Raw genomic sequence first — 25,744 nt, 5'->3', positions numbered from 1 at the left:
TCATAAAATGCATAAAAAATGGATACAAAACCATGAGAATATTAATTATCGCTTTATTTTCCCTTGCCGCCATCGGCCTTTCCGGCTGTAATGAAAGCAAAAAAGACGACAATGTCATTCATTTTGCCATTGCCGCAGAATATCCACCTTTTGAATATCAAGAGCAAGGTAAGCTTAAGGGTTTTGACATTGATCTTGCAAACTTGCTAGCCCAGCATTTGGGCAAGCAAGCGGTGTTTGACAATATGCAATTCAGTACTATTTTGCCTGCACTCACATCAAATCAAGTTGATGCGGCTATTTCAACCATAACCATTACCGAGGAGCGCAAAAAAAATTTCGATTTCAGCGAACCTTATTATTTTGAAAAAATGGCCGCTGTTTCCAGAAAAGACAACCCTGTAGCGATTCCTCAGCAATTAGAGGGAAAAAAAACAGCTTGTCAGCTCGGCAGTACAATGGAAATCTGGCTGAAAAAAAATTTCCCAAGTGAAAACACAATCGCGATGGATAATAATAACCAAGCGATAGAAGCTCTAAAAGCAGGTCATGTTGATGCCGTTCTCATGGATGGGGCACAAGCGGTTATCTTCAGTCAAAAAAACCCTGGCTTATCCTACGCCTTTATTGCTCACTCTGATGATGGCTATGGTATCGCATTCAAAAAGCATTCTTTACTCACCGGTCAAATCAACCGTGCTTTAAATACGCTTAAAGCCAACGGTGAAATCGAAAAACTCAAAAACAAATGGTTCCTAGGTGCATGATGATAGAATTAGGACAAACGCTTTTATTTATCGGTCAGGGTACACTTCTAACATTGGAACTTTTAGCAGGGGGGATGTTTATTGGCATTCTCCTTGGAACTTTACTTGCCATCTCCCGTTACAAAGGATTTGCGAAACCCCTCATCAATCGTTTCATTTCTCTGATGCGCGGTACCCCCTTAATTCTACAACTTAGTTTTATTTATTTTGCGCTACCCAGTTTGCTCGGTTTAAGACTTAGTATTCTTATAGCGGGAATATTGACTTTTGGCCTTAATAGCTCTGCTTACATCGCCGAGATCTTAAGATCAGGGATCGAAAATATCCCTAAAGGGCAATTTGAAGCAGCAAGGACATTGCAAATCTCAACATTTTATTTGTGGAAAGATATTATTTTACCGCAAGTGATTAAAAATATTCTTCCTGCATTGATCAATGAAATGATAGCTCTTCTTAAAGAAACCGCTTTAATATCCACCATTGGTGGTATGGATCTAATGCGCAAAGCCCAATCTGTAGCCGCGGAACAATTTACTTATTTTTTGCCCCTTTGTATTGCAGGACTATATTACTACAGCATGGTCTTGCTGATTGAATACCTGGGGAGAAAAATTGAGCAAGGGGGTCAACATGTTGCAAATTAACAACGCCTATAAGAACTTCGGCCCTCAGCGAATCCTGCAAGATATTAATCTGAGCATTCAACCCTCAGCAGTCGTTGGACTGGCAGGTTCCTCAGGTAGTGGTAAGTCCACCTTGCTAAGGTGTATTCAACAGCTAGAAAAATTAGACGCGGGCTCGATTCATTTTGAGGGAACAAGTGGCTTTATGTTTCAAGATTTTCAGCTTTTTCCTCATATGACGGTACTGCAAAACTTAACTTATGCTCCAAAGCTAAAAAATAAATCGCATGATCATGATATCGAAGCATTTTCTTTACTTCACAGTTTAGGTATTGCACAGAAAGCACATGTCTTTCCACAGCAATTATCAGGCGGACAAAAACAGCGTGTGGCTTTGGCCAGGAGCCTGATGATGCGTCCTTCTCTATTACTTTGTGATGAGCCTACCTCAGGTTTGGATTTGGCCGCAATTGAAGATGTCATAACCCTGTTACATTCAATCAAAACAGCGGGAATGATCATGATAATTGCTTCTCACGATCTCGATTTTCTGACTAAAATGACTGAGCGCTTGCTCATCCTCAAACATGGTCAATTAGTAGCTGATGTCAAACCCAAAGACCTCATCCATCCCGTCCAAGCATTAAAAAAATATTATCAGGAGGAATCGATATGACACATGCCATTCACAAAATTGTACTAGCCTATTCTGGTGGACTTGATACGTCGATCATGATCCCTTGGCTTAAAGAACATTATGAACAAGCCGAGATCATCGCTGTAATCTGTGATCTTGGGCAGAAAGAAAATCTGGCTGCCATTAAGCAAAAAGCCCTCAACAGTGGTGCTGCAAAAGCTTATGTCGTTGATGTACAAGATGAATTTGTCACAAACTACCTATGGAAATTGATTAAGGCTGGGGCTCTATATGAGAATCAGTATGTTTTAGGGACCATTTCTAGACCTTTAATTGCGCAAAAATTGGTTCAAATCGCTATAAAGGAAAAAGCAGATGCTGTCGCTCATGGTGCAACTGGTAAAGGAAACGACCAGGTGCGTTTTGAATACACGATTAAAGCCCTGGCGCCTCAACTCACAGTGATTGCTCCCTGGCGAATTTGGACAATAAAATCCCGACAAGCAGCTATAGATTATGCAAAAGATCATGGCATAGAAGTCCCTGTCACCCCCAAATCACCTTATTCACGAGACCATAATATTTGGTATATTTCTCACGAGGGTGGTGTGCTGGAAGATCCAAGCCAGGAGCAGCCTAATGATCTGCTATTAATGACTACGGCACTTGAACATACCCCCGACCACCCTGAAAAGATAAGTCTGCAATTTGAAAAAGGAGTACCTGTAGGACTTAATAATGTAGCTCTCTCCCCGACAGAGCTTTTGCAGACATTGAATCAGAAAGCAGGCGCTCATGGAATTGGCGTTTGCGATATCGTAGAGAATCGCCTTGTCGGAATGAAAATCAGGGGAGTTTATGAAGCACCGGCTGCAGCCGTCCTTTACAAAGCCCACCAAATGCTGGAAAGCCTCTGTTTGGAACGGCAATTGCTGCATCTTAAGCAATCGCTGCAGCAAGCCTATGCCAATTTAGTTTATGAGGGACGCTGGTTTTCTCAAAGCAAAGACGCCCTGGATGCTTTTATCAATGTAACGCAAAAACACATCACAGGCACCATTAACTTAAAACTATTTAAAGGGAATATTATCCCTTGTGGTATGCACTCGCCGTTCAGTCTACACAACCCTGAATTCGCTACCTTTGAAGCGGATACGGTATATGATCAAAAAGATGCGGAAGGATTTATCAATCTTTTTTCGCTATCTGCCAAAATCTACGGCATGGTGCATGAGGAAGAGAAACATGAACAATAAAACCTGGGGAGGACGTTTCCAGAAGCCTTTAGCTGACGAAGTAGTCAAATTTAATGCCTCTTTATCCTTCGATCACATCCTCTATAAATATGACATTACTGGAAGCCAAATTCATGCGAAAATGCTTGCACGTCAAGGGTTAATCACTTCAGATGAAGCAAAAATGATTCATGACGGACTTGCAGCCATTGAAGCAGAAATATCAGCTGGCAAACATGCCTTAGATGCCTCATGTGAAGACATTCATATGTTCATTGAGCAGTTACTTATTAGCAAAATTGGCGACGTTGGCAAAAAATTACATACAGGGAGAAGTCGCAATGACCAAATGGCTCTTGATCTTAGACTGTACACCCGAGATGCAGCTAGTCAGATCAAAGCATTATTACAACAACTAACCGATACCCTAAAGACACTGGCAACCAAACATGACAACGATAAAATGCCTGGGTATACGCATTTACAACAAGCTCAGCCTATTCAATTAAGTTGGTTCTTCAACGCCTATCTTGCTATGTTTAACAGGGATCTTAGTCGCTTAGTTGATTGGCATAAGAGAATGAACGTCTCACCCCTTGGAGCAGGTGCTTTAGCAGGCAGCCGTTTGCCTTTGGACAGAAACTGGGTTGCCCAGGAACTAGGCTTTGATGGTATTGTGGAAAACACGCTGGACGCGGTCAGTGACAGAGATTTTGTTATTGAGTTTATAAGCACTGCCTCGATTATCATGATGCATTTATCCCGGTTATGTGAGGATCTTATCTTGTGGGCGACGCAAGAATTTAATTTTATAACCTTGGACGATGCCTTCGCTACAGGCTCTTCCCTCATGCCGAACAAAAAGAATCCAGATGTTTTAGAGCTCATTCGTGGGAAAACAGGGCGGGTATTTGGTCATCTTTTTGGCTTATTAACGGTTATGAAAGGTTTACCACTTGCTTATAACAAAGACATGCAAGAGGACAAAGAAAGTCTATTTGACACAGTTAACACGCTGATAGCTTGTCTCTCTGTGATCTCCCCTTTTCTACAAAGTGCAACATTCAATACCCATGTTATGCAAGAGAAAACTGAGAACGGCTACTTAAATGCGACCACAATTCTTGAATCACTTGTGTTGCAAGGCATTCCTTTTAGGGATGCACACCATCAGGTGGGACAGTGGGTAAGAGAAGCAATGGACAAGGGATGCTCTCTGTCAGACATTGTCTCTGAAGAGAAAAGCTAGCTATATTTGTCGGGCCAAAGGCCCATAGCCGTCAGGCTAAGAAAGAAATTGTTTGTTTAACTTATTGAAATAATAATAAAAAAAGCTAGAGTACCCTTTTAAATTTTTTCCCGCCAGGAAAACAACCAAAAGGGACTCTATGCTGCTGGATACCCTATCAAATATTCCTCAAGAAATCTTTAAATTTTTTACTTATGAAGCGGATCGGATAGGAAAGGAAACAGGTTTTCAGAAACGCCGTTCAAAATTGACACCTAGTGTTTTTATAAAATCATTGATAACGCTCTGTTTTTCAGAACATTTTAATTTGGAACTTTTCTGTGGATTGGTAAAAACGCAAAAAGTTTATATCAAAAAACAATCATTACATGAGCGATTTAACGAACGAACAGCCGGATTTCTTAAAGCCTTTTCATTATTCTGTTTAAAGCACTTTCAAATGAAAAAGTTACCTCAACTCCAAGGATTGGAGCAATTTAGTAGCCTTAACATCATTGATAGCAGTACTATATCCTTACATCAGGCGCTGAATGAGCTTTTTAAAGGCAGTGGCGGAGCCGCATCCAGTTCCGCTATGAAAATCCAAATGATGTTTGATTATCTTGGTGCGAATTGCCTCAAATTATCTGTTGCCGAAGGATGACGTAAATAAGTCCATAAATTGCTTCGTTGCCTCAATATGGCTGTTGCCGAGCGAGAGGAACAGAAATGGGGCAAGTGAATATGGATTTGTATCTAAAAATACAGCGTATCCGCTATCAACGAGGCAATAGAGCGTTAAAAAAACGCATTCTGGATGAATTTTGCGAGACGCATCATTATCATCGCAAAGCAGCAGCTCGTTTATTAAGACAGTTACCCATTTCTGATAAAAGTCCGAAGAAAGTTGGAAAAAAGAAGACCTATGACCCATCCATATTGCTGGAGCCTTTAAAAAAGATATGGCTTGGCACGGATCAGATGTGTGGTAAACGATTAAAGAGAGCTCTTCCCTTATGGTTACCTCATTATCAAAATCATTATGAGCCTTTAGCGGCGGAGATATCCTCTCAACTGCTAACCATGAGCGCTGCTACAATTGATCGCTTACTCAAGCCTGTTAAAACTCGCTATGGAAAAGGCTTAAGTGGAACAAAGCCTGGAAGTATTCTCAGGAATCAAATTCCAGTCAATACGAATCAGTGGAATACTAACGAAGTGGGTTTTATGGAGGCCGACAGCGTTGCGCATTGTGGAGCATCACTAGCCGGTGATTTTGTTTGGTCTATTACGCTGACGGATATTTTCAGTGGCTGGACAGAAATGCGGGCCACTTGGAATAAAGGAGCTCATGGTGTCTTGGGGGGTATTCAAGACATAGAAAAAAATTTACCTTTTGAAATCAAAGGGTTTGATTGTGATAACGGCTCAGAGTTTCTCAATTGGCATCTCATTCATTATTTTACTGAGCGGGACCCACAAAAAGCGGTTCAATTTACTCGCTCTCGTCCTTATAAAAAAGACGATAATGCACATGTTGAACAAAAGAACTGGACTCATGTGCGTCAACTGTTTGGTTATCATCGTTTTGGTAATCCAAAGCTCGTTGAGCTTATGAATGACTTATATTCTAACGAAGTCTCCTTGTTATTTAATTTTTTCTATCCTTGCATTAAGCTCATTGACAAAGTACGAATTCAATCCCGTGTAATCAAAAAATATGATCAACCCCAAACGCCCTATCAGCGACTGATGACGTCGAATGGTCTTACTCTCGCTCAGAAAACAAAATTACAAGAGACCTTTAATACACTCGACCCGTTTGACTTGCAAAAAAAGATTCAAAAAAAGCTAAAATTAATATTTAGATTAGTGAATATTCAACATGTAAAACAAAGAAAGGCTCTTTAATGAAAGTCTTATTCAATATTGTAAAAAGACAGGAACATAAAGCCTGTGGATATGATGGACGAGTCCTTCGGACCAGCCTGTGCCCTATGGGACGTGTGGACAAAACCATGAATAACAAAAAGACGTTATTCACAGTTATTGCCCACACTCACAGGCTTCTCGCCCACACACCCACCAGGCTCAATAGCAATTATTTTTTAATCGCAACAAAACCTCTCAAAAGCAACACCTATTCTGAGGCAACGACTCAGTATATTTTTTGTCCTTCGGCAACAGGTTCTATTGAGGCAACAGGTGGTGGACAAATAAAAGAGCTTACTCTAACTTCGGGCTGTGATAACGATCAGGGCTTTGATAATTATTTTAATACTATTGAAAAAGGAGCTCTTTATTTAATGGATTTAGGTTATTTTAAACTGAACACGTTTAAGAAAATTATGGAAGAAAACGCTTTCTTCATAAGCCGCTTGCTCACCGGAACTAAACTTCTAACACAAGATAAGAAACCTTTTGATTTACTCGTTACCTTGGAGAATGCTGCACCATTCTTTTCTCAGCAGGTCCTTATGGGAGCAACGCATAAAATTCCTGTCCGCTTGGTCGCTCAACGATTACCACCAGTCATTGCCGAGCAAAGGCGGAGAAGACTTATAAAAGATCATCGTCGCCGTGGTTCCACACCAAACCAGGAATCGTTGGCTTTACAAAGTTGGTCTATTTATATTACCAATACCTCTGAAACTCAAATCAATAATAAAGCAATTCATCAAACGTATGCTTTACGATGGCAGGTAGAACTCCTCTTTAAATTAAGTAAATCCTTAATGCATATTGACTCTATCAAAACTAAAAAGTTTGCTCGAGTGATTATTGAAACCTATGGTAAGTTTATTGCAATGATGCTTTTGTTTTTGCTATGCAATCCCATGCGCAACATAGAAGGCAAACAACTCTCTTTTTATAAAGCCTGTCACCAACTAAGTTCCAAGGCTACTGGATTGATTATCGCCCTCATGTCTCCTTATCGATTAAAGCATTTCTTGAATGATTTCTATGAAAATCTCTCCCTCTTTGCTATCAAAGATTCAAAAAAGAAACCTCTTTTGACCTTTGACTTCTGCGAAGGAGAGTGCTTTTAAACTCTTAGCCTGACGGCTATGGGCCAAAGGCCCGACCTACACTCACTGCGATATGAACTGTTAAACCCTTCAAAAAAACATCTGGATTATCCAAGTCAAGTACGCTAACTTAAAAGACTCATCGCTCAATATTAGGATGATGATGATCACAGCCTATCTAAATCATGGAGCCCTACAAGCCCATGAAATTAACAAGGATAATCTTCCATTACTTGAACAAGCCATTTGGATTGATTTGCTTTGTCCTAGTAATGAAGAAGAACTTATGCTTGAGCATAAGCTAGGCTTGAATATACCAACACGCGAAGAAATGCTTGAGATCGAGTTATCCAGTCGGCTTTACAGAAATAAAGATGCTCTCTTTATGACCGCGAATATGATAGCCCAAGCAGACTCTCCACGTCCTAAGCACGAAGCAGTGAGCTTTGTACTCAGCAAAGAAAAATTAATTACAATTCGCTATATAGAGCCCTCTGCGTTTAAACTGTTTATCGTGCAGTTGCACCAATTTGATTTTGATTATAACCCGGCTCTCTTGCTTATCGCCTTGCTGGAAGCTACTGTCGACAGGCTTGCAGATATCCTTGAAAGCATTGGTCATAACCTCGAAGAAGTCTCTAAAACCATTTTCGCCCCCGAAGAGAGAGAGAAAATCAGCTATCAACAAATTATTCTGCATATCGGTACCCATGCAGATTTAAATACCAATACCAAGGATTGCCTGGTCTCATTCAATCGCCTTGTTGCTTTTTTTAGTCAATCAATAAACGCCCAGATGGATAACGAGGGACAAATTCGCTTAGCTACCTTAAGCAAAGATATCAACTCATTAAGTGACCATGCCACCTTTATTTCTAGTAAAGTTAACTTTTTGCTGGATGCTACGTTAGGGATGATCAATATTGAGCAGAACGCCATTATCAAAATATTTTCCGTAGCAGCTGTCATTTTCCTGCCCCCTACTCTTATTGCCAGTATTTACGGGATGAACTTTAAGTGGATGCCTGAGCTGGATACGAAATGGGGGTATTGGATTGCACTTATTGTCATGTTCCTTTCAGCGCTGCTCCCATATAAATATTTTAAAATGAAAAAATGGTTGTAAACCCAAAACTAAAGTCCGTTGACAAGGAAAATATATGAGGTTACCACATATTCTTTTAGTGTTCTTAGCGGTAGGACTCTCCGCTTGCGAAAAAATGGCTCTGCTATTTACTCCTGCCAAGAAACCTATCCTCTCAACCAGTGAATTAGCAAAAAAAGCAGAGAATTATTTCTGGGATACACTTCATCAGGGACGTTACTATGATATTCCCAAAGCCGACTATTTATTAATGGCAGCTTATCTCGCAAATCCAAACGATCCCAAACTTGCAGCGCGGTTAGGGTTTATCCATATTTGGAAAATCACTGAACGAAAGCGAGAAGCTCAGCAATCGCCAAAAATTACGAATGAGATTGTCTTGGCTAAGAAATATTTCGGTGACGCCGTGCAACTTGCACCCGAAAATCCTATTTATCAAGGTTTTTTTGGTGATAGTCAGTTGATTGAAGGTAAGATTTTTAATGATAAGCGTGAAGAAGTACGAGGATACTACACATTAAAACGTGCAATTAAGCGTTGGCCTGAATTTAATTATTTTACTGCTGGATATCCAATGAGCGACTTGCCTGCAAACTCTGAGCATTTTCAAGAAGCACTAGAATGGCAATGGAAAGTCTTGGATTTATGCGCAGGAGAAAAAGTCAGCCGAGACGCACCCTCATTCAGTAAGTATATGGGTCATCAAACCAAATTAAACCGAGCATGCCAAGATTCATGGATTGCACCCCATAATTTCGAAGGATTTTTTATGAACATGGGCGACATGTTAGTTAAAGCAGGGGATTGGCAAACAGGCATAAAAATCTACCAAAATGCCAAGCTAGCTAAAAATTATTCCTCATGGCCTTACCGACAACTCTTAGAGGCAAAAATAAAAAATGCCAAAGAAAATGTTGGCAATTTTCAGAAAGATTTACCTAATCCTGATAAAACAATCATGTTCAATTCAGGGTACGGTTGTGTGATCTGCCACCAACGTTAAGTACCGATTAAACGGATTTCGCTTTACGTTTAAATCCTAATGCACGTAACCGTTGATCCAAGGTGGGATGCGTTGAAAACGCATTGCTCAAGGATTTGATTGGATCAATGCTTGAGGGATCAAAAAGATAGGAGGCTTGACGAACCTGTTCATGAGGTGTTTCCCCATATTCATGACTATATTGCTCCGCATGTTGTTGATGGTCTTCCGTTATTTTAAGCAAAGCTCGAGCCATAGGCTCATTATCACGCATCAATTCCACAGCTCCAGCATCAGCCATGTATTCACGAGTTCTACTGAGAAAGAGGGCTAGAACGACAGTAATTAAAGGCAATAAATAGCGCAACAACAAAATAACCATGAACAAACGATTACTATTACTATCACGCCTATCGCGTTTATACATCATGGAATAGAACATAGCATCGATAACGATTAATAAAATGTTGCTTAGCACTGCGACAGTTAGGGTTAACTTAATATCATGATGCCTGATATGACTAAGCTCGTGTGACATCACTGCTTGCATCTCTGCACGATCGAGCTTTTCCATTAATCCTCGAGTCATCGCGACCATGGCTGATTTTTCACTATAGCCACTCGCAAAGGCATTCATATAATTGGCTTCAATAAGATAAACCTTAGGCATATACTTCAATCCAGCGGCGACCTTCATTTCTTCTACGACATTATAAAGTTGCTTTTCTTGTAAGCTTTTTGCTGTCTCTGGCGTAATCTGACGATAATTTGTGCCGAGTAACATGATGCGATCATAAAGCGTATAAGTAATCAACAAAGATACGATCCCCAAACCAAGCATCAACAAAGTGGCATAAGGGATAACTCTTAGAGTTATTAAAGCGAAGAAACATTCTTCTATTGACGCAGTTGGGTAGAGATAAACTAGAATCATCGTGTCGGCCAACAAACCAATGCCAAGATATACCCCAAAAAAAATTGCAATAACGAGACGCGTCTTATGCTCATTCTTACGCAATTGCTCTCGCCAATCTCCTGAGGATGCATGATAATCCGCTAAGGCCATAATTTACTCCTACCGTCCTGTCATCCCTAAGAGTTCGCGATGAGAAACTCGCAGGATTCAGGAGATCCTTCGCGCAGCGAGGGATGACAAACTTGCTCTTTACCTTGAAAAGAGACTATGGACATTAGAATTTAACCTTATAATCTTCATGTGCCTTAATTTGTTCTTCAGGCAATGCCCAATACTCATACTCTTTGTCCAATTTGTCAGAAAATAGGTTAACAATCATTGACTCAAAAAAAGATTTTTTCTTTGCATAATAACGCTCGACACTATCGTTATAGGCTTGCTTGGCATAAGATAATTTATTTTCAGTGTTGACTATTTCCTCTTGCAATTGCAAAGCATTGGTGTTGGCTTTTAAGTCAGGATATTGTTCAAAAACAACATTTAAACCAGCGGCGATTTGCGAAATCCCATTCTCAGCTGCAATACGAGCCTTCTCATCACCTGCAGCCTTTGCAGTTTGCGCTTGATTACGTAAAGCCACCACATCTTTCAAGGTGGTTTTTTCGTAATCCATGTATTTTTTGACCGTCTCAATTAGCGATTCAAATACTTTAAAGCGACGATCCAATTGAATATCAATCTGACGTTTATTATTGTTGACGGCTTCAATCATCCCAATTAAGGTATTGAAGATACCAATTGACCAGAAAAAGAGAAGTGCGATGATGACTAAAATTGCGATAAGAAAGGTACTCATTTAATCTTTCCTCCATGATCATTTTGACAAACCTAGCCTAAGTGTTATTGTGCATGAATAACATCTGGATCAGCTTCGGGGGCTTCTACGGGTATAGGCGGTGTTGTATCAAGCTTTTTTGCGACAGGTGACGTAACATAATAGTAGTATATGAAACCAATAATCGCTAAAAGGATAATGATAACCAGAGTAGATATACCTACACTCTTATTCTTTAATTTCTTCATGGTTTACTCCATGTTTTCTTCTACTTTAAGTTTAACTGCAAACAAGCCACAAAAAAACATTAATTAACTCGAATATTGAGGAATTGCCAAGGGTCACTGTGATCTAATTGTTCTTTGAATAATCTTTCCCTATTTTTTAGTGGCGTCCAGTCCGTATAATAACCAGCCACCCTTCCTAAATAAGGAGACGCCACGTCTAAAATAAACTGATAGTCAAGTTCTTCTGGCTCAATCACACCTTGTTTAGGATTTTGGATAGCCCAAGCGACGCCAGCTAGAATTCCTGCAGCAACTTGCAAACTTGTCGCATTATTATGAGGAGCAAGCTTTCGAGCCTCATGAATTGAGAGCTGAGAACCATACCAATAAGCTCCTCGCTTGTTACCCATAAGTAAGACGCCAAGTTCATCCACGCCCTCAATAATTTCAGCAAAAATAATTCGTTTATTTTGCTGTTCATACCACTCATTCCCTTGCAATTCACATAAAGAAAGTCTCGCATCTGGGCAGGGAAGATAAGCATAATGGACAGTGGGCCGATACGCCTCTTTTTCTTCTAGAGTCAGATAATTTCCAATGGAAATAGACTCAGCATGTGTAATCAAAAAACCATGATAAGGTCCGGTTGGTGTCCATGAACGAACCCTCACACTTGCCCCCGGACGGTTAAGATAAACCGCTGTTTTTGTCCCAAATTTATGATGGTTTCCATCGATTGGCCAGTGACGCTCATGAGTACCCCAGCTAAGCTCAGCCGGTTGTCCTCCTTCGGCAATAAGCCCATCAACTGACCAAGTGTTGACAAATTCTCCTTCTGCTTTAATTTTGGAAGCAACCTGACTATCTTTCTCTGCAATATGAATCACCTTAATACCAAGGATTTTAGCTAAATAGGCCCACTCAGAGGTGTTTTGAGGGTGGTTGATAACAAGCTTGGCATTAGTGGCCATGTTCCAAAGTGCCTGTTTCACAAAATGTGAGACCAAGCCAGGGTTAGCCCCATGAGTGAGCACTGCAGTGGGTCCTGATCCTGACTTAAGCTTCAGCGCTTCTTCGCGTAATACGTAATTCGAACGCAGAGAAGGAGGTAAAGAATTATCAACATAACCCCCTATCCATGGTTCCGTGCATGTATCCAGATAAAGGGCACCCTTTTCTTGACAAAGCTTAATAAGTGCAACACTTGAAATACCAACAGTTAAATTTAATAAGAAATCTCCTTCATTGAGTTTACTACCAATTAAATAGCTATAGTTTTCTTTTGTGATGGCACTAATTTGTAGTGTTAAGCCAAATTCTCTCGCTATTTTTTCTCCATCATCATTTTTAGTCATAATAATGACTTGTGATGGCAAAAGTTCAAGATGGCGGAATAATAGGGGTAAGACAGCCTGTCCAATACTTCCAAACCCCAGCATAATAATTTTTTTCGACAAGGCTAAGTATTTATTATTCTTCATGTTTTCCTCATAGCCACAACCATAAGAAATACAATCGTTTTTGTTATGCTGACCTCATGATTTAAGCGTAGAAGAGTTTTCATTAAAACAAAAGAAATGAGGGTAAATCTTGCAGACCTTGATCAGGCGTGTAATGTCCCTAAGTGAGCGTAATAATTGCTCAATATCCTATACTTTCAAATAATACCGCATATTTATTGACATAAACCATGGGAAAAAGATGAAAGTTTTAGGAGCACTGCTAACAGCTATGATTATGACTTTTGCTGGGTATGGAGCATCACCTAGTGCATCGCAAACGCCAAGCTCCAGCGCCCCTAATGCTAGCACAAGTAGTAATACAGGACCGGCAGAAACATCAACCAGCTCCCCTACAGGAGCCGCTGTAAAAACAGTAATTGGTACGACAAGTGGAACTTACACAACTACAACGGATCCTAATGCTCAAACACCCACACCTTCCGTAAATCCTCCCACCACTGGAAGCAAAACAGGTACTACTACCTCTACTGGAACCAGTTCACCTACGGGTGCTGAGGTAACGACGGTAATTGGTACCACAAGTGGAACTTACACAACTACAACAACAGAGCCTCCTACAGGAGCCCCCCCTACGGGAACACCCCCCCCTACGGGAGCAACCACTCCTACGGGAACAACCACTCCTACGGGAACAACCACTCCTACGGGAACAACCACTCCTACGGGAACAACTCAGCCCACAAATCTGGCTCCTTAGATTTTGTCGTGCTCAATACATAAAGCGTTTCAGGTGACCTGTCTTAACGTGCACAAATTATCAATGTAAAACAAAGACTTCCATATATTGAAATGAAAATATAACTTATTTATGATGGTAAGAATTTCTCTTCAAAAATGGACTTTTATCATGCTAAAAAAAGCGATATATCTGGCTCTTTTTTCTTGTGGCCTGTCCTCGGTTTACGCCACTTCTACCCCACCAGCAGAGACAACCTCCAAAGCTCCACCTACCAGTTATATGCCTGTGGTTATTAAAGAATCTTTTCAATCGATCATGGAACGCATGAGTGCGGAAAAAGCAGCTATTAATCAACGGCAACGTGATCTACTCAATCAACGCTATGACTTGAGCAACAAACCATCAACAGACACCAAAATGTCTAATGGCAAGCCCATTCAAGAAGGTGTTCGAATCAAACTTCCAGCAGGCATTACTTGGGAAGAGCTAGGTAAAATGTCGCCTGATGAAATTAAAAAGAAAGGCCTATATCCTCAAGGATTTTTGCCTCTTCCTCATCCTAATCATCCTGAGGGAGGAATGCTATTTCCAAAATTTGCCATTGATGAAATAAACAAGCAGGAAGACCGTGATTTGACGCGTTTTGATTTAGATTTTGATTTACCCGATCACTTCCTGCCCCCTTTTCCCGCTCCCATATTTTTGACCACTCGTCCCGATCTGGGTGATGTTTCTCAAGGTAAACTGGTTACAATTAATAATTTCTTTGAACTGTTCAATGGCATACTTAATCCAAAGCAATTGGAAGGCCTGCGGTTATTGGTTACTCCCTTTCCCCAACAACAATTTAACCAAACGGATGATCGCCGTACAAAAACCCCAAGTCGTGGAGTAGCTTGCTTTGATTGTCATGCCAATGGACATACCAATGCAGGTACCCATCTCGTCGGTGATATTCGCCCACAAGAAATTCGCCATCGTATTGATACACCAAGTTTAAGAGGTGTCAACATTCAACGTCTGTTTGGCTCCCAGCGCGCACTTAAAAATGTTGAGGATTTTACCGAATTTGAACAACGGGCAGCTTATTTTGACGGTGACCCCGTGATTGCGACCAAAAAAGGTGTCAATATTCTTGAGCGTGGAAGCCAGGTACACTTCATGGCAGAGTTTCAAGAACTCTTGGATTTCCCACCAGCACCCAAGTTAGGGATTGATGGACGGTTAGATCCCACAAAAGCCACAGAAGCCGAATTGCGCGGGGAAGCGCTATTTTTTGGTAAGGCAAAATGCTCCATCTGTCATGCACCGCCTTACTATACCGATAATTCGATGCACAACCTAAAAACGGAGCGTTTCTTTAATCCAGTGATGGTCAATAACATGAAAGCGATAGGCGATGGCTCGATAAAAACCTTCCCGCTGCGTGGTATTAAAGATTCTCCACCTTACTTGCATGATGGACGACTTTTAACCTTGGCGGATACTGTGGAATTCTTTAACTTGATTTTACAAACGCAATTGACACAGCAAGAAAAAGAAGACCTCACCGCATTTTTAAAGGTTTTATAAGAAGCCTATCTCCCAAGATTCAGAATGGGCCCCGCGGTCAATGCCGCGGGGATTCGAAATGGACTTAATGGCAGTAGCTCCTACCCCGAGACGAGGAATTCTCTGAGCAACAATTAAAAAGAAACTTTTTTATCTGTCAAAATTAGGCTGTCACTGTACTACCTGTTCAACAGTGGTTTAAGAAATTGCCCGGTATAGGAAACAGCACATCGTGCAACGTCTTCAGGTGTACCTGTAGCAATGATTTGCCCACCTTTATTTCCTCCTTCAGGACCAAGATCAATAATCCAATCAGCGGTCTTAATGACATCCAAGTTATGCTCAATGATAATGACCGTATTGCCTTGTTCTCGTAAACGAAATAAAACATGGAGCAATTGTTTGATATCGTGGAAATGCAAACCTGTCGTTGGTTCATCAAGGATATATAGCGTATTTCCCGTGTCTCGCTTGGATAATTCTCTTGCTAACTTGATCCTTTGTGCCTCTCCTCCAGACAAGGTAGTAGCACTTTGACCTAAACGAATATAAGACAGCCCAACATCAATCAGGGTCTGGCATTTTCGCGCCAAAATGGGGATGGCATCGAAAAATAGTCGAGCATCTTCAACAGTCATGTCCAAGATTTCATGGATATTTTTTCCTTTATACTGAATTTCTAAGGTTTCTCGATTGTAACGTTTTCCCTTGCAAACATCACAGGCAACATAAATATCTGGAAGAAAGTGCATCTCGACCTTAATTAATCCGTCTCCTTGGCAAGCTTCGCAACGACCACCCCTAACATTAAAGCTAAATCGCCCTGGTTGATAACCACGAGCGCGAGCTTCAGGAGTGGATGAAAATAATTCACGAATAGGTGTAAATATCCCAGTATAGGTCGCTGGATTGGAACGTGGGGTTCGGCCGATTGGGCTTTGATCGATGTCAATAACCTTATCACATAGCTCCAAACCTTTAATTTCAGTTACTGAGCCTGGGGTAAGCAGGCTTGCGCGATTAAGCTTGTTCGCAGCAATTGGGTAGAGGGTATCGTTGATTAAACTCGACTTCCCGGAACCTGAGACACCAGTAACGCATGTGATAACGCCTAAAGGAATATCAATCGTAATATTCTTTAAGTTATTGCACTTGACCCCTGACAAACGAAGCATTCGCTTGTTGTTAACTGGTACTCGAGCTGAGGGGACTGGAATAGATTGCACTCCTGCCAAATATTGTCCCGTCAATGATTGCGCATTACTCATGATTTCTTCGGGTGCACCTTTGGCAACAATCCTTCCACCGTGCACCCCGGCACCAGGACCAATATCCAAAACGAAATCAGCGGCACGAATGGCCTCTTCATCATGCTCCACGACAATGACGGTATTGCCTAAATTACGCAAGTGCAGCAGTGTCTTCAATAAGCGATCATTATCACGCTGATGTAAACCGATTGAAGGTTCATCTAGAATATACATGACCCCAACCAAACCTGAACCAATTTGACTTGCTAAACGAATACGTTGGGCCTCACCCCCAGATAGCGTTTCAGCACTACGCGTGAGCGATAAATAATCTAAGCCAACATTGACCAAAAATCCCAAACGCTCAACAATTTCCTTGTTGATTTTAGCCGCGATTTCTCCACGGTAACCAGTCAACTGTAAATTCTGGAAAAACTCATAGGCCTTTTCAATCGAATAAGCAGTAAGTTCCGGCAAGTTTTTATTCGCTACAAAAACATGCCTGGCTTCCTCACGCAACCGAGTTCCCTGGCAAGTTTCACAAGGACGGGAAGATAAATATTTAGCCAGCTCTTCGCGTATCATCGATGAATCCGATTCACGATATCGTCGCTGCATATTAGGTATAACACCCTCGAAAGTATGTCTTTTAGACATAAACCCACCCTGTGGGCGGTAATAATGAAATTCAATGATGTCTTGTCCACTGCCATAGAGGATGATATTCCGTATAGTCTCCGGCAAATCACAAAAAGGGGTTTCTATATCAAAATTGAAATGACGCGCTAATGATTCCAACATGGGATAATAATACGTTGTTTTTCTATCCCAACCACGAATGGCGCCATCAGCTAAACTAGCTGACGGATCATGAACGACACGTTCTGCGTCAAAGAATTGATTGACACCCAAGCCATCACAGGAAGGACATGCTCCCATGGGATTATTAAAAGAGAAAAGCCTGGGTTCTAATTCACTTAAGCTATAGCCACATTCAGAGCAGGCAAATTTTGAAGAGAATACCAAATCAGAAAACGTCTTATCCACCGCTGAAACGATCGCCAAACCATCCGCCAGATTTAAAGCATTCTCAAACGATTCACTCAACCGCTGCGCTAAATCCTCACGCACTTTAAATCGATCCACCACCACTTCAATGGTATGTTTTTGTCGCAAGCTTAATTTCGGTGGCTCATCCAACTCATAAAGTTCGCCATCAATGCGAGCCCGTATATAACCTTGCGCCTGTAATTGCTGCAGCAACTGTACATGCTCTCCTTTGCGCTCACGCACGACAGGAGCAAGAATCATTGCTTTGCTTTCTTTTGGGAGAGCTAAAACCTGATCGACCATCTGACTAATCGTCTGTGCATGCAAACTCACGCCATGCGTAGGACAGCGCGGCTCACCAACCCGAGCAAACAACAAACGTAAATAGTCATATATCTCAGTGATCGTTCCCACTGTTGAGCGTGGATTATGCGAAGTCGCTTTTTGTTCAATGGATATGGCTGGCGATAACCCTTCAATTGCATCCACCTCAGGCTTTTCCATCATGGATAAAAACTGACGAGCATAGGCTGATAGTGATTCTACATAGCGACGTTGTCCCTCTGCATACAATGTATCAAAAGCAAGAGAAGATTTACCGGAACCTGAAAGACCAGTAATAACAGTTAATTGATCACGTGGAATGTCGACATCGATGTTTTTTAAATTGTGTGTTTTTGCACCGCGAATATGAATATGATGCATAGCATTTTGATTCAAAAAAAACCAAATTATAGCTCTGCTATACTTTTTAAACAAATGATTATTTCGTGATTTCTATAGCGTACAAGTCAAATGGAACGCATAAGGAAAGACCATGAATTTTCAGTTTTTGATGCCCTTGATTCTCTCGTTGACTCTTTTTCTTCCTTCCATTAGCCGAGCAGATGATGCTGCTGTGACTGCTTGGGCAGAACAAGTGCTATATTCCACCCTTACCTTTAATTACGCCGTACCAACCTCAGAGGTAAACACTATACGGGCCAATTATTCACCTAACGCCTGGGACGGATTACAGACGTTTTTCAGTCAACAGATTCAAATGTTAAAAGATCAAAAGATCATTCCTGAACCTCAGTCATTAGGTCCAGCAGTGATTGTGGAAAAAGGGATAATTTATGGAACCAATTATTGGCGGGTAAATAAAGACTATTACTTCCCAGCCATCAATAGAGGAGCTTCCTTTTCCCTTTTTATCGTTCAAAGCACTAATCCACCCTATATAATACAAAGTCTAAGCGTAGACCTTAAATAGAACCAGGAATACATAGGCTCACTGTCATTAAGTTAAGGGTTTTTCTATCGTCTCGAATTACCGCGGCTTGACCGCGGTATCCATGTCCAGACTGACATGATGGACCCCGCGGTCGATGCCCCGCGGGGATTCGAGAAGCTTAACTTAATGGCAGTGATGCATATGCTGGGGGTCATAAAAAAGCGATAATGAATAAAGCCATTGAACTTTCAAGATTTTGTAAAATTCCTCAAAGAAACTCTTGGTAGACCATTTTAAAATGATATACTTTCGCCATGTTTTTTTAATTTGACCGTGCATGCGAGCAATATTTAATTTTTTAATCAGTCTCTTACTCATTGTCGGGATTACTGTAGCTCATGCGGATAACAATTTAAAAGAGTTCGAGCAAGACATTAGTGACTCAGTTATCACCACAAAAATAACGGCTAAATACACCAAGAATCGCAATCTGAATCCTTTTAAGATTTATGTCTCAACAAAAGATGGTGTCGTTTGTCTTCGTGGTCACGTAAAAGATCGTCAAGCGTTTGTGGAAGCTTTACGACTTGCTATAACCACCACGGGGGTAAAGGAAGTTGATACCGAGGAACTTATGATCAAGGAAGTTAACACGGGCTTAACGGATGCTTACATCACAGCCAAAGTAGAGGCAGCTGTTTTAAAAGCAAAAGTATTTGATGATGAATCCATCCCTTTAGTAGGGATTAATGCGACAACCACCAATGGAATAGTTACATTATCGGGAAGCCTCAAGAAAGAAAAAGCGATAAGTGCAATCATCAAACGTGTAAGCGCTGTTCGTGGTGTGAAAAAAATTATTTCAAGGTTACAAATTAACAAGGACGCTTAATGCAAACCTTAACCCGATTTAAGTTTTTTCTATGGTACTTTGGTTGTTTCAAGGTACCTTTGATTGGCCACTTACGACCCAAACTCCTCAAACTTGATGAGCAAGATATTATTATTAAGTTGCCTCTTAAACGTCGCAGTAAAAATCATCTTCATTCAATGTACTTTGGAGCATTGGCCGTGGGAGCGGATCTTGCAGGTGGTCTGCATGGCTTTTATCATGCAAAACAGGCCAATCTCAAGGTTTCAATTGTGTTTAAATCGTTTCAAGCACAATTTTTACGCCGTCCTGAGTCGGATGTTTATTTTATGTGCGATCAGGGAATGGTGGTGAGAGCCATGATAGAAGAAGCGAAGAAAACAGAACAACGCATTAATAAACCCATAGAGATTAAAGCATTTGTAAACTACCCTAAAGCACCCGAAGAAGTGGCTAACTTTATCCTGGAATTATCAATTAAAGTTGTTTAAATCAGCGGATTAAAATGAACTTAGGCTATTGGCAACGTGCTGTTCTTTTACTTCTACTATTTACCTATAGTTTGTTGTTTTATTTTATTTACACCCATCAACAAGGCATTGATTTCGCTTCGTTTTACTCCGCTGCTCAGCTGTTAGCTATGGGCGAGAATCCTTATCAGATACTTTTCGCAACTTACCTACCCACTGCTAAAAAAATAGCCGCGAATCTCAATCCACCTATTGTGTTACTGCTTTTGAACCCTTTTGTTCAGCTTACCTATAAAACTGCACTTACTATTTGGTGGTTCTTGTCGCTAGGCTTAGGAGCAATCGGCGCTGGGATTACTTTCCATTATCTATTTCCACATCATTTTCTCAAAAGGAACTGGATAAATTTATATCTTCTCTACTTTTCTTTTTTTGCGACCCTAATGGATACAGCAATAGCCCAAATTGGAGCATTATTACTGTTTACTATTATGCTAGGTTATCATTTTTATTGCCAAAACCGGGATTATGCCGCAGGCATCATGTGGGGATTCATTATCGCTGCCAAATTGTTCCCAGGATTATTATTCTTCTACGTCTTGCTACAAAAACGCTTTAAAGTATTCTGGGTTATGCTTTTCGTGTTTCTGCTGTTAACATTAATGCCTGCTTTCATCTACGGTAGCGATGTTTATTATAAATATATTTCCATGATCGTAAGGGTTTTATGGTATGGAGATAGCTGGAACGCTTCTATTTATGGCTTTTTGTTTCGTTTGTTTATTGACGCTCGCGATCAGACACAGAGTATTCTTTGGATTAAAATACTTTACGTTAGTTTATTTTCAATTTGTCTCTTGTGGTATTTAAGAAAAATAGCACAAATTGGAACGGAAAAAACATACTCCTTTGCTTTAACCCTCGTAATGATGCTAATCATGAGTCCTTTTGGTTGGCTATACTACTTTTCCTTGTTGATTTTTCCTTTAATCTTAACCTGGTTAATTATTTTTGCGACTGATGGCAATAGTAAAGGAAAATGCTTGTGGTTCATAAGTATGTTTATGCTTAATTTTCCCATGGATTATTTGCGATCGACTAAGATATTGACGATACAAAGCAAACTATTTTTTAATTCCTTTTATTTTTATGGTTTGGCGCTATTGTTGTATCTTGTGGTTACGGAAACAAGAATGAAAAAAGTTGAGCTAAATGAAAATAATACTGGTAACAAATACTTGCCTGTTGTCTATGTCATCATCGCTTTCGGGCTCTTAGTTCCTATTCTAAGCTTCCTAGGTCGGCTTTTTCATATCGATTGGCCATCATTAACTCGTTGAAAACAAATATCTTTTTCGACCTCTTTGCAAAACTGATTGTTGACAAATGAAAATGGGAAGTCTAACGTTAACAAATGATGGGTATAAAAATAGTGTTTTACCAACCTGGCCATTATGATCGATCTCACAATACATACGCAACCTGATGACGAAACCTGTGGCCCAACTAGTTTACATGCTATTTATCGCTATTATGGTTTGAATCTCGATCTAGGGGAGGTAATTAAAAATGTGGAACGTTCCCTTTCCGGTGGAACGTTGGCTCCTATGTTAGGTAAACATGCCCTTCTTCATGGTTTTAAGGTAACTATTTATATCAATAATCTTAATATTTTTGATCCTACATGGTTTGATTTTGAGCAAGAAAAAGCTTGTCAACATTTATTAAGAATCAAATTAATTGCCCAAATGAAACATAAAAGAACGAAAGGTATTCTGCAAGCAAGTAAAGCTTATCTTGAATACCTCTCTCTAGGAGGGGAACTCCGTTTCCGCACACTCAGTGTGCAACTACTTAAGGATTATTTCTTACAAAAGATTCCCATCTTAACTGGCTTGAGCGCGACTTATCTCTACCGAAGTTCACGTGAACGATTTATCAACGGTGAATCAATTTATGATGATATTCGCGGGACCCCTTGTGGTCATTTTGTGGTTTTATGCGGTTACGATGACAAGAAAAGGTTAGTCGTTGTTGCAGACCCTCATCGGGAGAATCCTATTTCAGGAGACAACTATTACAAAGTCAGCAGCAACCGCTTAATTAATGCCATCATGGTCGGCGTTTTAACTTATGATGCCAATTTGATAATAATTCAACCTAAAGAGTGCTAAATGGAAACACTAATTGTAACGGATGATCCGTCAGGGTGGGAGTTCTTGAATCCTCTAGCAAGCATAGTACAAGCTTCAGAATACTTGTCGAACGAAAATTACTACCAAAGTAAATCCATCCGGGTAATCAATCTCTGTCAATCCTATAACCATCAAACCATTGGCTACTATGTCTCCCTATTAGCTCATGCTCGAGATCATAAAGCCATACCATCCGTTCACAGCATCCAAGACGCGTTAAACGCAGAGTTGTCCAAGTTTATCTCTCAGGATGTGGATGAGGAAATTCAGCATAGCTTAAATGAGATTAAAGGCGAAGAATTTATTTTGAGCCTCTATTTTGGTCAAAACATGGCCAAGTGTCACGCCAATCTAGCCAAAAAATTGCATGGCTTATTTCCTTTACCTCTTATGCGCTTTACTCTGGAGAAAAAGAAACAGTGGCGGATAAAAACATTACAAGTGTTATCACTAGCCGAGATTCCTGAACACCATCTGACTTTCATGCGTCAAGCTGCGGAAAGCTACCTCTCTAAAAAACGTTTCCATCAATGGCGTAAAAAACAGCGCTATCATGACTTAGCTATTTTGATTGATCCCAGCGAACAGAATGCTCCCTCGAATAAAAAAGCCTTAGATACTTTTGCTGAAACTGGGGAGGCAATGGGCTTAAACGTTGACTTTATCGAAAAAAGTGATACTAAATCACTCGCTGAGTATGACGCTTTATTTATTCGCGCCACCACCGCTGTCAATCATTACACCTACCGCATGGCAAGACGTGCGGCGCAAGAAAATTTAGTGGTCATTGATGATCCACAATCCATTATAAAATGCAGTAATAAAGTATACTTGGCTGAATTGATGCGCAGCCATCAAATCTTAACCCCGGAAACCATCTTTATCAGCAAATTCGACAAAGAAATCCCGAAGATTGAATTTCCTTGCGTTTTAAAACGGCCTGATAGTGCTTTCTCTCATGGAGTGATTAAACTCGATGATGCAAAAGCGTTACAGAAATCATTAAGTCAATTTTTTAAAATTTCTGATTTAGTTTTAATCCAACCCTTTATCCCAACTGAATACGATTGGCGAATTGGCATTTTAGATAATAAACCTATTTTTGCTTGCCGTTATTATATGGCTCAAGATCATTGGCAAATATACAATTGGGGTGCCAGGAAAGATCAACGTGAAGGCGCTCATGAAACGGTTCCCATTCATGAGGTTCCGGAAGCTATCATTAAAACCGCTTTAAAATGCACGCGACTGATTGGTGATGGCTTGTATGGCGTGGACATTAAAAGTCAGGGCGACAAACATTATGTCATTGAAGTAAACGATAACCCGAATATTGACTCTGGCACAGAAGATAAAATTATGGGCGAATCGCTCTATCAACATATCATGGGGGTTTTTTTACAGCGTATTCGCAGGAAACATGGTTATGTCTAATTATCCTATTTTTTCTGTTCTAGGCATCGAAATTGAATACATGCTCGTTGACCGCGATAGCCTGCATGTCCAGCCTCGAAGTGACGAGCTTTTGGAAACGTTGGCCGGAGCACTTGTTAATGAAGTGGTATTGGATGATATTGCAATTAGCAATGAATTGGTCATGCACGTGCTGGAATTAAAAAACAATGGCCCCAAACCACCTTCAAGAGCCATAGCAGAGCAATTTCAAAAAACGATAGAGCAATTGCAACCTCTTCTTGTGCAGCAAAACCTACAATTACTCCCCACAGGAGCCCATCCATGGATGGACCCTTTGCAAGAAACAAAGCGTTGGCCTCATGGCAACCGCGAAATTTATCTTCAATACGATAAAATTTTTAATTGCCAGGGACATGGTTGGGCAAATTTACAGAGCATGCATGTTAATTTACCTTTTGCCAATGATGAAGAATTTAGTCACCTACATAATGCTATCCGCTTAATTTTGCCTTTATTACCTGCTTTGGCAGCGAGTACACCTTTTTTGAACGGCAAAAAAACTGGGTTAAAGGATTCACGCCTATATTTTTATGGCAAAAATCAGCAAGCAATCCCATCGATTAGTGGCGAGATTATCCCTGAATTTATTCGCAGCGAAGAGGAGTATCGACAAAACATTTTAGCGCCAATGTATAAAGCGATCAGTCCTTTTGATCCACAAGGTATCTTGCAATATGAATGGCTGAATTCAAGAGCAGCTATCCCAAAATTCGATTATGGCGCTATTGAAATCCGTATTCTTGATTCGCAAGAGTGTGTGCAAGCAGACATCGCAATTGCTCTTGCCATCCATGCGATTTTGAAAAACTGGCAGAGTAATTCGTCCTACTACTTAGATAAACCCTGTGAAACTCCGCGTTTAAAAACAGTCTATGACAAAACCATTCAAGAGGGTTTTACCGTCTGTGTAGATGATCCCGAATTATATCGACAATGGCAATTACCTACACGAAGCATGACAACCCGTGATATCTGGTCACATCTAATAGAACGCATAAGTCCAGAACTTGATTATGGCAGTCAACAGACACTAGAATTTATTTTGAGCCAAGGAAATTTAAGCGAGCGACTTTTGTATGCTTGTGGTGCTGAAATCAGTCAACAAACACTGACTCGCCTTTACCGCCAACTTTCACATTGCTTGCTCACGAATCAATTGTTTAAAGCAACATGAAACCGCCAGTTCTAGTCTTAAGTTGTGAGCATGCCGTCAATACCGTTCCAGAGAAGTACACAAAGTATTTTGCTGAATATAAGGATGTGCTGCAGACCCATCGAGGCGTTGATTTGGGGGCACTCACTATTGCTAACCATCTGTCACAAGTTTTTGCTTGTGACATAGTATGCGCTCAGGCTACAAGATTGCTCATTGATTGCAATCGTCGTTTGTCAAACCCTTATGTTTTTTCAGAAATCACCCGTAACTTAACTTCGGAGGAAAAAGCACACATTATTCAAGAATATTACCTTCCTTTCAGAGAACAACTTATATCCACAGTGCGAAAACATATCAATGCTGGACAACAAGTCTGGCATTTGTCCATACATAGCTTTACACCGGTTTTCAATGATCTTGTCCGTGATGCTGATATTGGTCTCCTATATGACCCCAAACGCAGTGACGAGCGTATGCTTGCAAAAGAATGGCAATTACGATTGAAGTCTCACTCAAGTGCACTGCGGGTACGCATGAATTATCCTTATCGCGGAGTGACTGATGGTTTTACAAGTTTCTTGCGCCCAGAATTTACAAATGATGAATACCTGGGCTTAGAAGTCGAGGCGAATCAAGCCTTGACCACTCATCCCGAGGCTTCATCTAATCTTTGTGATACCCTAGCTGTAACTCTTAAGACTTTACTCCGCAAATAAATCACCA

General features: G+C 40.6%; 25 protein-coding genes. 20 read left to right on the top strand and 5 right to left on the bottom strand.

Annotated features, from left to right (window positions below; genetic code table 11):
• Window positions 1-32: 32 nt before the first annotated feature.
• From CKV79_RS01600 to CKV79_RS01555, 10 genes are all read left to right on the top strand, one after another.
• Complete coding sequence (locus tag CKV79_RS01600) at window positions 33-767, top strand: ABC transporter substrate-binding protein (protein WP_028373796.1); 735 nt, start codon at window positions 33-35, stop codon at window positions 765-767.
• Complete coding sequence (locus CKV79_RS01595) at window positions 767-1,411, top strand: amino acid ABC transporter permease (RefSeq protein ID WP_028373797.1); 645 nt, start codon at window positions 767-769, stop codon at window positions 1,409-1,411. The genes CKV79_RS01600 and CKV79_RS01595 overlap by 1 nt, the downstream gene beginning before the upstream one ends.
• Window positions 1,398-2,066, top strand: a complete 669-nt coding sequence (locus tag CKV79_RS01590; protein ID WP_028373798.1) for an ATP-binding cassette domain-containing protein — start codon at window positions 1,398-1,400, stop codon at window positions 2,064-2,066. Before CKV79_RS01595 ends, CKV79_RS01590 begins: the two co-directional genes overlap by 14 nt.
• A complete protein-coding gene (locus CKV79_RS01585) occupies window positions 2,063-3,283 on the top strand; it encodes an argininosuccinate synthase (protein WP_028373799.1) in 1,221 nt (406 codons plus the stop codon). The genes CKV79_RS01590 and CKV79_RS01585 overlap by 4 nt, the downstream gene beginning before the upstream one ends.
• The gene (gene argH / locus CKV79_RS01580) at window positions 3,273-4,511 is read left to right on the top strand and encodes an argininosuccinate lyase (RefSeq protein WP_028373800.1); all 1,239 of its coding nucleotides are present in this window, start codon (window positions 3,273-3,275) and stop codon (window positions 4,509-4,511) included. The genes CKV79_RS01585 and argH overlap by 11 nt, the downstream gene beginning before the upstream one ends.
• Window positions 4,512-4,650: 139 nt before the next feature.
• The gene (locus CKV79_RS01575) at window positions 4,651-5,154 is read left to right on the top strand and encodes a hypothetical protein (protein ID WP_095141687.1); all 504 of its coding nucleotides are present in this window, start codon (window positions 4,651-4,653) and stop codon (window positions 5,152-5,154) included.
• A 65-nt stretch (window positions 5,155-5,219) separates the two neighbouring features.
• Window positions 5,220-6,401, top strand: a complete 1,182-nt coding sequence (locus CKV79_RS01570) for an integrase (protein WP_095141685.1) — start codon at window positions 5,220-5,222, stop codon at window positions 6,399-6,401.
• The gene (locus tag CKV79_RS01565) at window positions 6,401-7,540 is read left to right on the top strand and encodes a transposase (protein ID WP_095141683.1); all 1,140 of its coding nucleotides are present in this window, start codon (window positions 6,401-6,403) and stop codon (window positions 7,538-7,540) included. The genes CKV79_RS01570 and CKV79_RS01565 overlap by 1 nt, the downstream gene beginning before the upstream one ends.
• Before the next feature lie 142 nt (window positions 7,541-7,682).
• Window positions 7,683-8,645, top strand: coding sequence for a magnesium/cobalt transporter CorA (gene corA, locus CKV79_RS01560; RefSeq protein WP_028373351.1), 963 nt, complete (start codon window positions 7,683-7,685; stop codon window positions 8,643-8,645).
• Between the two features lie 34 nt (window positions 8,646-8,679).
• Window positions 8,680-9,627 (top strand): hypothetical protein, encoded by a 948-nt coding sequence (locus CKV79_RS01555; protein WP_028373350.1) that lies wholly within the window; start codon window positions 8,680-8,682, stop codon window positions 9,625-9,627.
• A 7-nt stretch (window positions 9,628-9,634) separates the two neighbouring features.
• Here the strand turns inward: CKV79_RS01555 and htpX are convergent, their stop codons facing one another.
• The 4 genes from htpX to CKV79_RS01535 all read right to left on the bottom strand — a co-directional run bounded on the left by htpX (window position 9,635) and on the right by CKV79_RS01535 (window position 13,065).
• Window positions 9,635-10,672 (bottom strand): zinc metalloprotease HtpX, encoded by a 1,038-nt coding sequence (gene htpX / locus CKV79_RS01550; RefSeq protein WP_028373349.1) that lies wholly within the window; start codon window positions 10,670-10,672, stop codon window positions 9,635-9,637.
• 124 nt (window positions 10,673-10,796) lie between these two features.
• Window positions 10,797-11,378, bottom strand: a complete 582-nt coding sequence (locus tag CKV79_RS01545) for a LemA family protein (protein ID WP_028373348.1) — start codon at window positions 11,376-11,378, stop codon at window positions 10,797-10,799.
• 44 nt (window positions 11,379-11,422) lie between these two features.
• On the bottom strand, window positions 11,423-11,605 hold the full coding sequence (locus CKV79_RS01540; protein ID WP_028373347.1) for a hypothetical protein: 183 nt from the start codon (window positions 11,603-11,605) through the stop codon (window positions 11,423-11,425).
• 59 nt (window positions 11,606-11,664) lie between these two features.
• Entirely contained in the window at window positions 11,665-13,065 is a 1,401-nt protein-coding gene (locus CKV79_RS01535) for a homospermidine synthase (protein ID WP_028373346.1), read from the bottom strand.
• Window positions 13,066-13,285: 220 nt separating this feature from the next.
• Between CKV79_RS01535 and CKV79_RS01530 the strand changes: the two genes are divergently transcribed.
• Together CKV79_RS01530 and CKV79_RS01525 are read left to right on the top strand one after the other, a co-directional pair.
• Window positions 13,286-13,804, top strand: a complete 519-nt coding sequence (locus CKV79_RS01530; RefSeq protein ID WP_028373345.1) for a hypothetical protein — start codon at window positions 13,286-13,288, stop codon at window positions 13,802-13,804.
• A 150-nt stretch (window positions 13,805-13,954) separates the two neighbouring features.
• The gene (locus tag CKV79_RS01525; protein WP_028373344.1) at window positions 13,955-15,358 is read left to right on the top strand and encodes a cytochrome b6; all 1,404 of its coding nucleotides are present in this window, start codon (window positions 13,955-13,957) and stop codon (window positions 15,356-15,358) included.
• 158 nt (window positions 15,359-15,516) lie between these two features.
• On the opposite strand, the gene uvrA is transcribed toward CKV79_RS01525, so the two are convergent.
• A complete protein-coding gene (uvrA, locus tag CKV79_RS01520; RefSeq protein ID WP_028373343.1) occupies window positions 15,517-18,342 on the bottom strand; it encodes an excinuclease ABC subunit UvrA in 2,826 nt (941 codons plus the stop codon).
• Window positions 18,343-18,454: 112 nt separating this feature from the next.
• On the opposite strand from uvrA, the gene CKV79_RS01515 reads away from it, so the two are divergent.
• From CKV79_RS01515 to CKV79_RS01480, 8 genes are all read left to right on the top strand, one after another.
• Complete coding sequence (locus CKV79_RS01515) at window positions 18,455-18,892, top strand: DotI/IcmL/TraM family protein (protein ID WP_028373342.1); 438 nt, start codon at window positions 18,455-18,457, stop codon at window positions 18,890-18,892.
• Window positions 18,893-19,190: 298 nt separating this feature from the next.
• Window positions 19,191-19,745, top strand: a complete 555-nt coding sequence (locus CKV79_RS01510; protein WP_028373341.1) for a BON domain-containing protein — start codon at window positions 19,191-19,193, stop codon at window positions 19,743-19,745.
• Window positions 19,745-20,215, top strand: coding sequence for a hotdog family protein (locus tag CKV79_RS01505; RefSeq protein ID WP_028373340.1), 471 nt, complete (start codon window positions 19,745-19,747; stop codon window positions 20,213-20,215). The genes CKV79_RS01510 and CKV79_RS01505 overlap by 1 nt, the downstream gene beginning before the upstream one ends.
• Window positions 20,216-20,229: 14 nt before the next feature.
• A complete protein-coding gene (locus CKV79_RS01500; RefSeq protein WP_028373339.1) occupies window positions 20,230-21,534 on the top strand; it encodes a glycosyltransferase family 87 protein in 1,305 nt (434 codons plus the stop codon).
• Between the two features lie 114 nt (window positions 21,535-21,648).
• Entirely contained in the window at window positions 21,649-22,368 is a 720-nt protein-coding gene (locus tag CKV79_RS01495; RefSeq protein ID WP_028373338.1) for a cysteine peptidase family C39 domain-containing protein, read from the top strand.
• Window positions 22,369-23,823, top strand: a complete 1,455-nt coding sequence (locus tag CKV79_RS01490) for a RimK family protein (protein ID WP_028373337.1) — start codon at window positions 22,369-22,371, stop codon at window positions 23,821-23,823. It abuts the gene before it with no gap.
• Window positions 23,816-25,039, top strand: coding sequence for a glutamate-cysteine ligase family protein (locus CKV79_RS01485; RefSeq protein WP_028373336.1), 1,224 nt, complete (start codon window positions 23,816-23,818; stop codon window positions 25,037-25,039). The genes CKV79_RS01490 and CKV79_RS01485 overlap by 8 nt, the downstream gene beginning before the upstream one ends.
• Entirely contained in the window at window positions 25,036-25,737 is a 702-nt protein-coding gene (locus CKV79_RS01480; protein ID WP_028373335.1) for an N-formylglutamate amidohydrolase, read from the top strand. The genes CKV79_RS01485 and CKV79_RS01480 overlap by 4 nt, the downstream gene beginning before the upstream one ends.
• Window positions 25,738-25,744: the final 7 nt, after the last annotated feature.

Source organism: Legionella lansingensis (assembly GCF_900187355.1).
Classification (GTDB): Bacteria; Pseudomonadota; Gammaproteobacteria; order Legionellales; family Legionellaceae; genus Tatlockia; species Tatlockia lansingensis.
The sequence above is the reverse complement of the archived record's forward strand: the minus strand, read 5'-3'. Positions and strand labels throughout refer to the sequence as shown.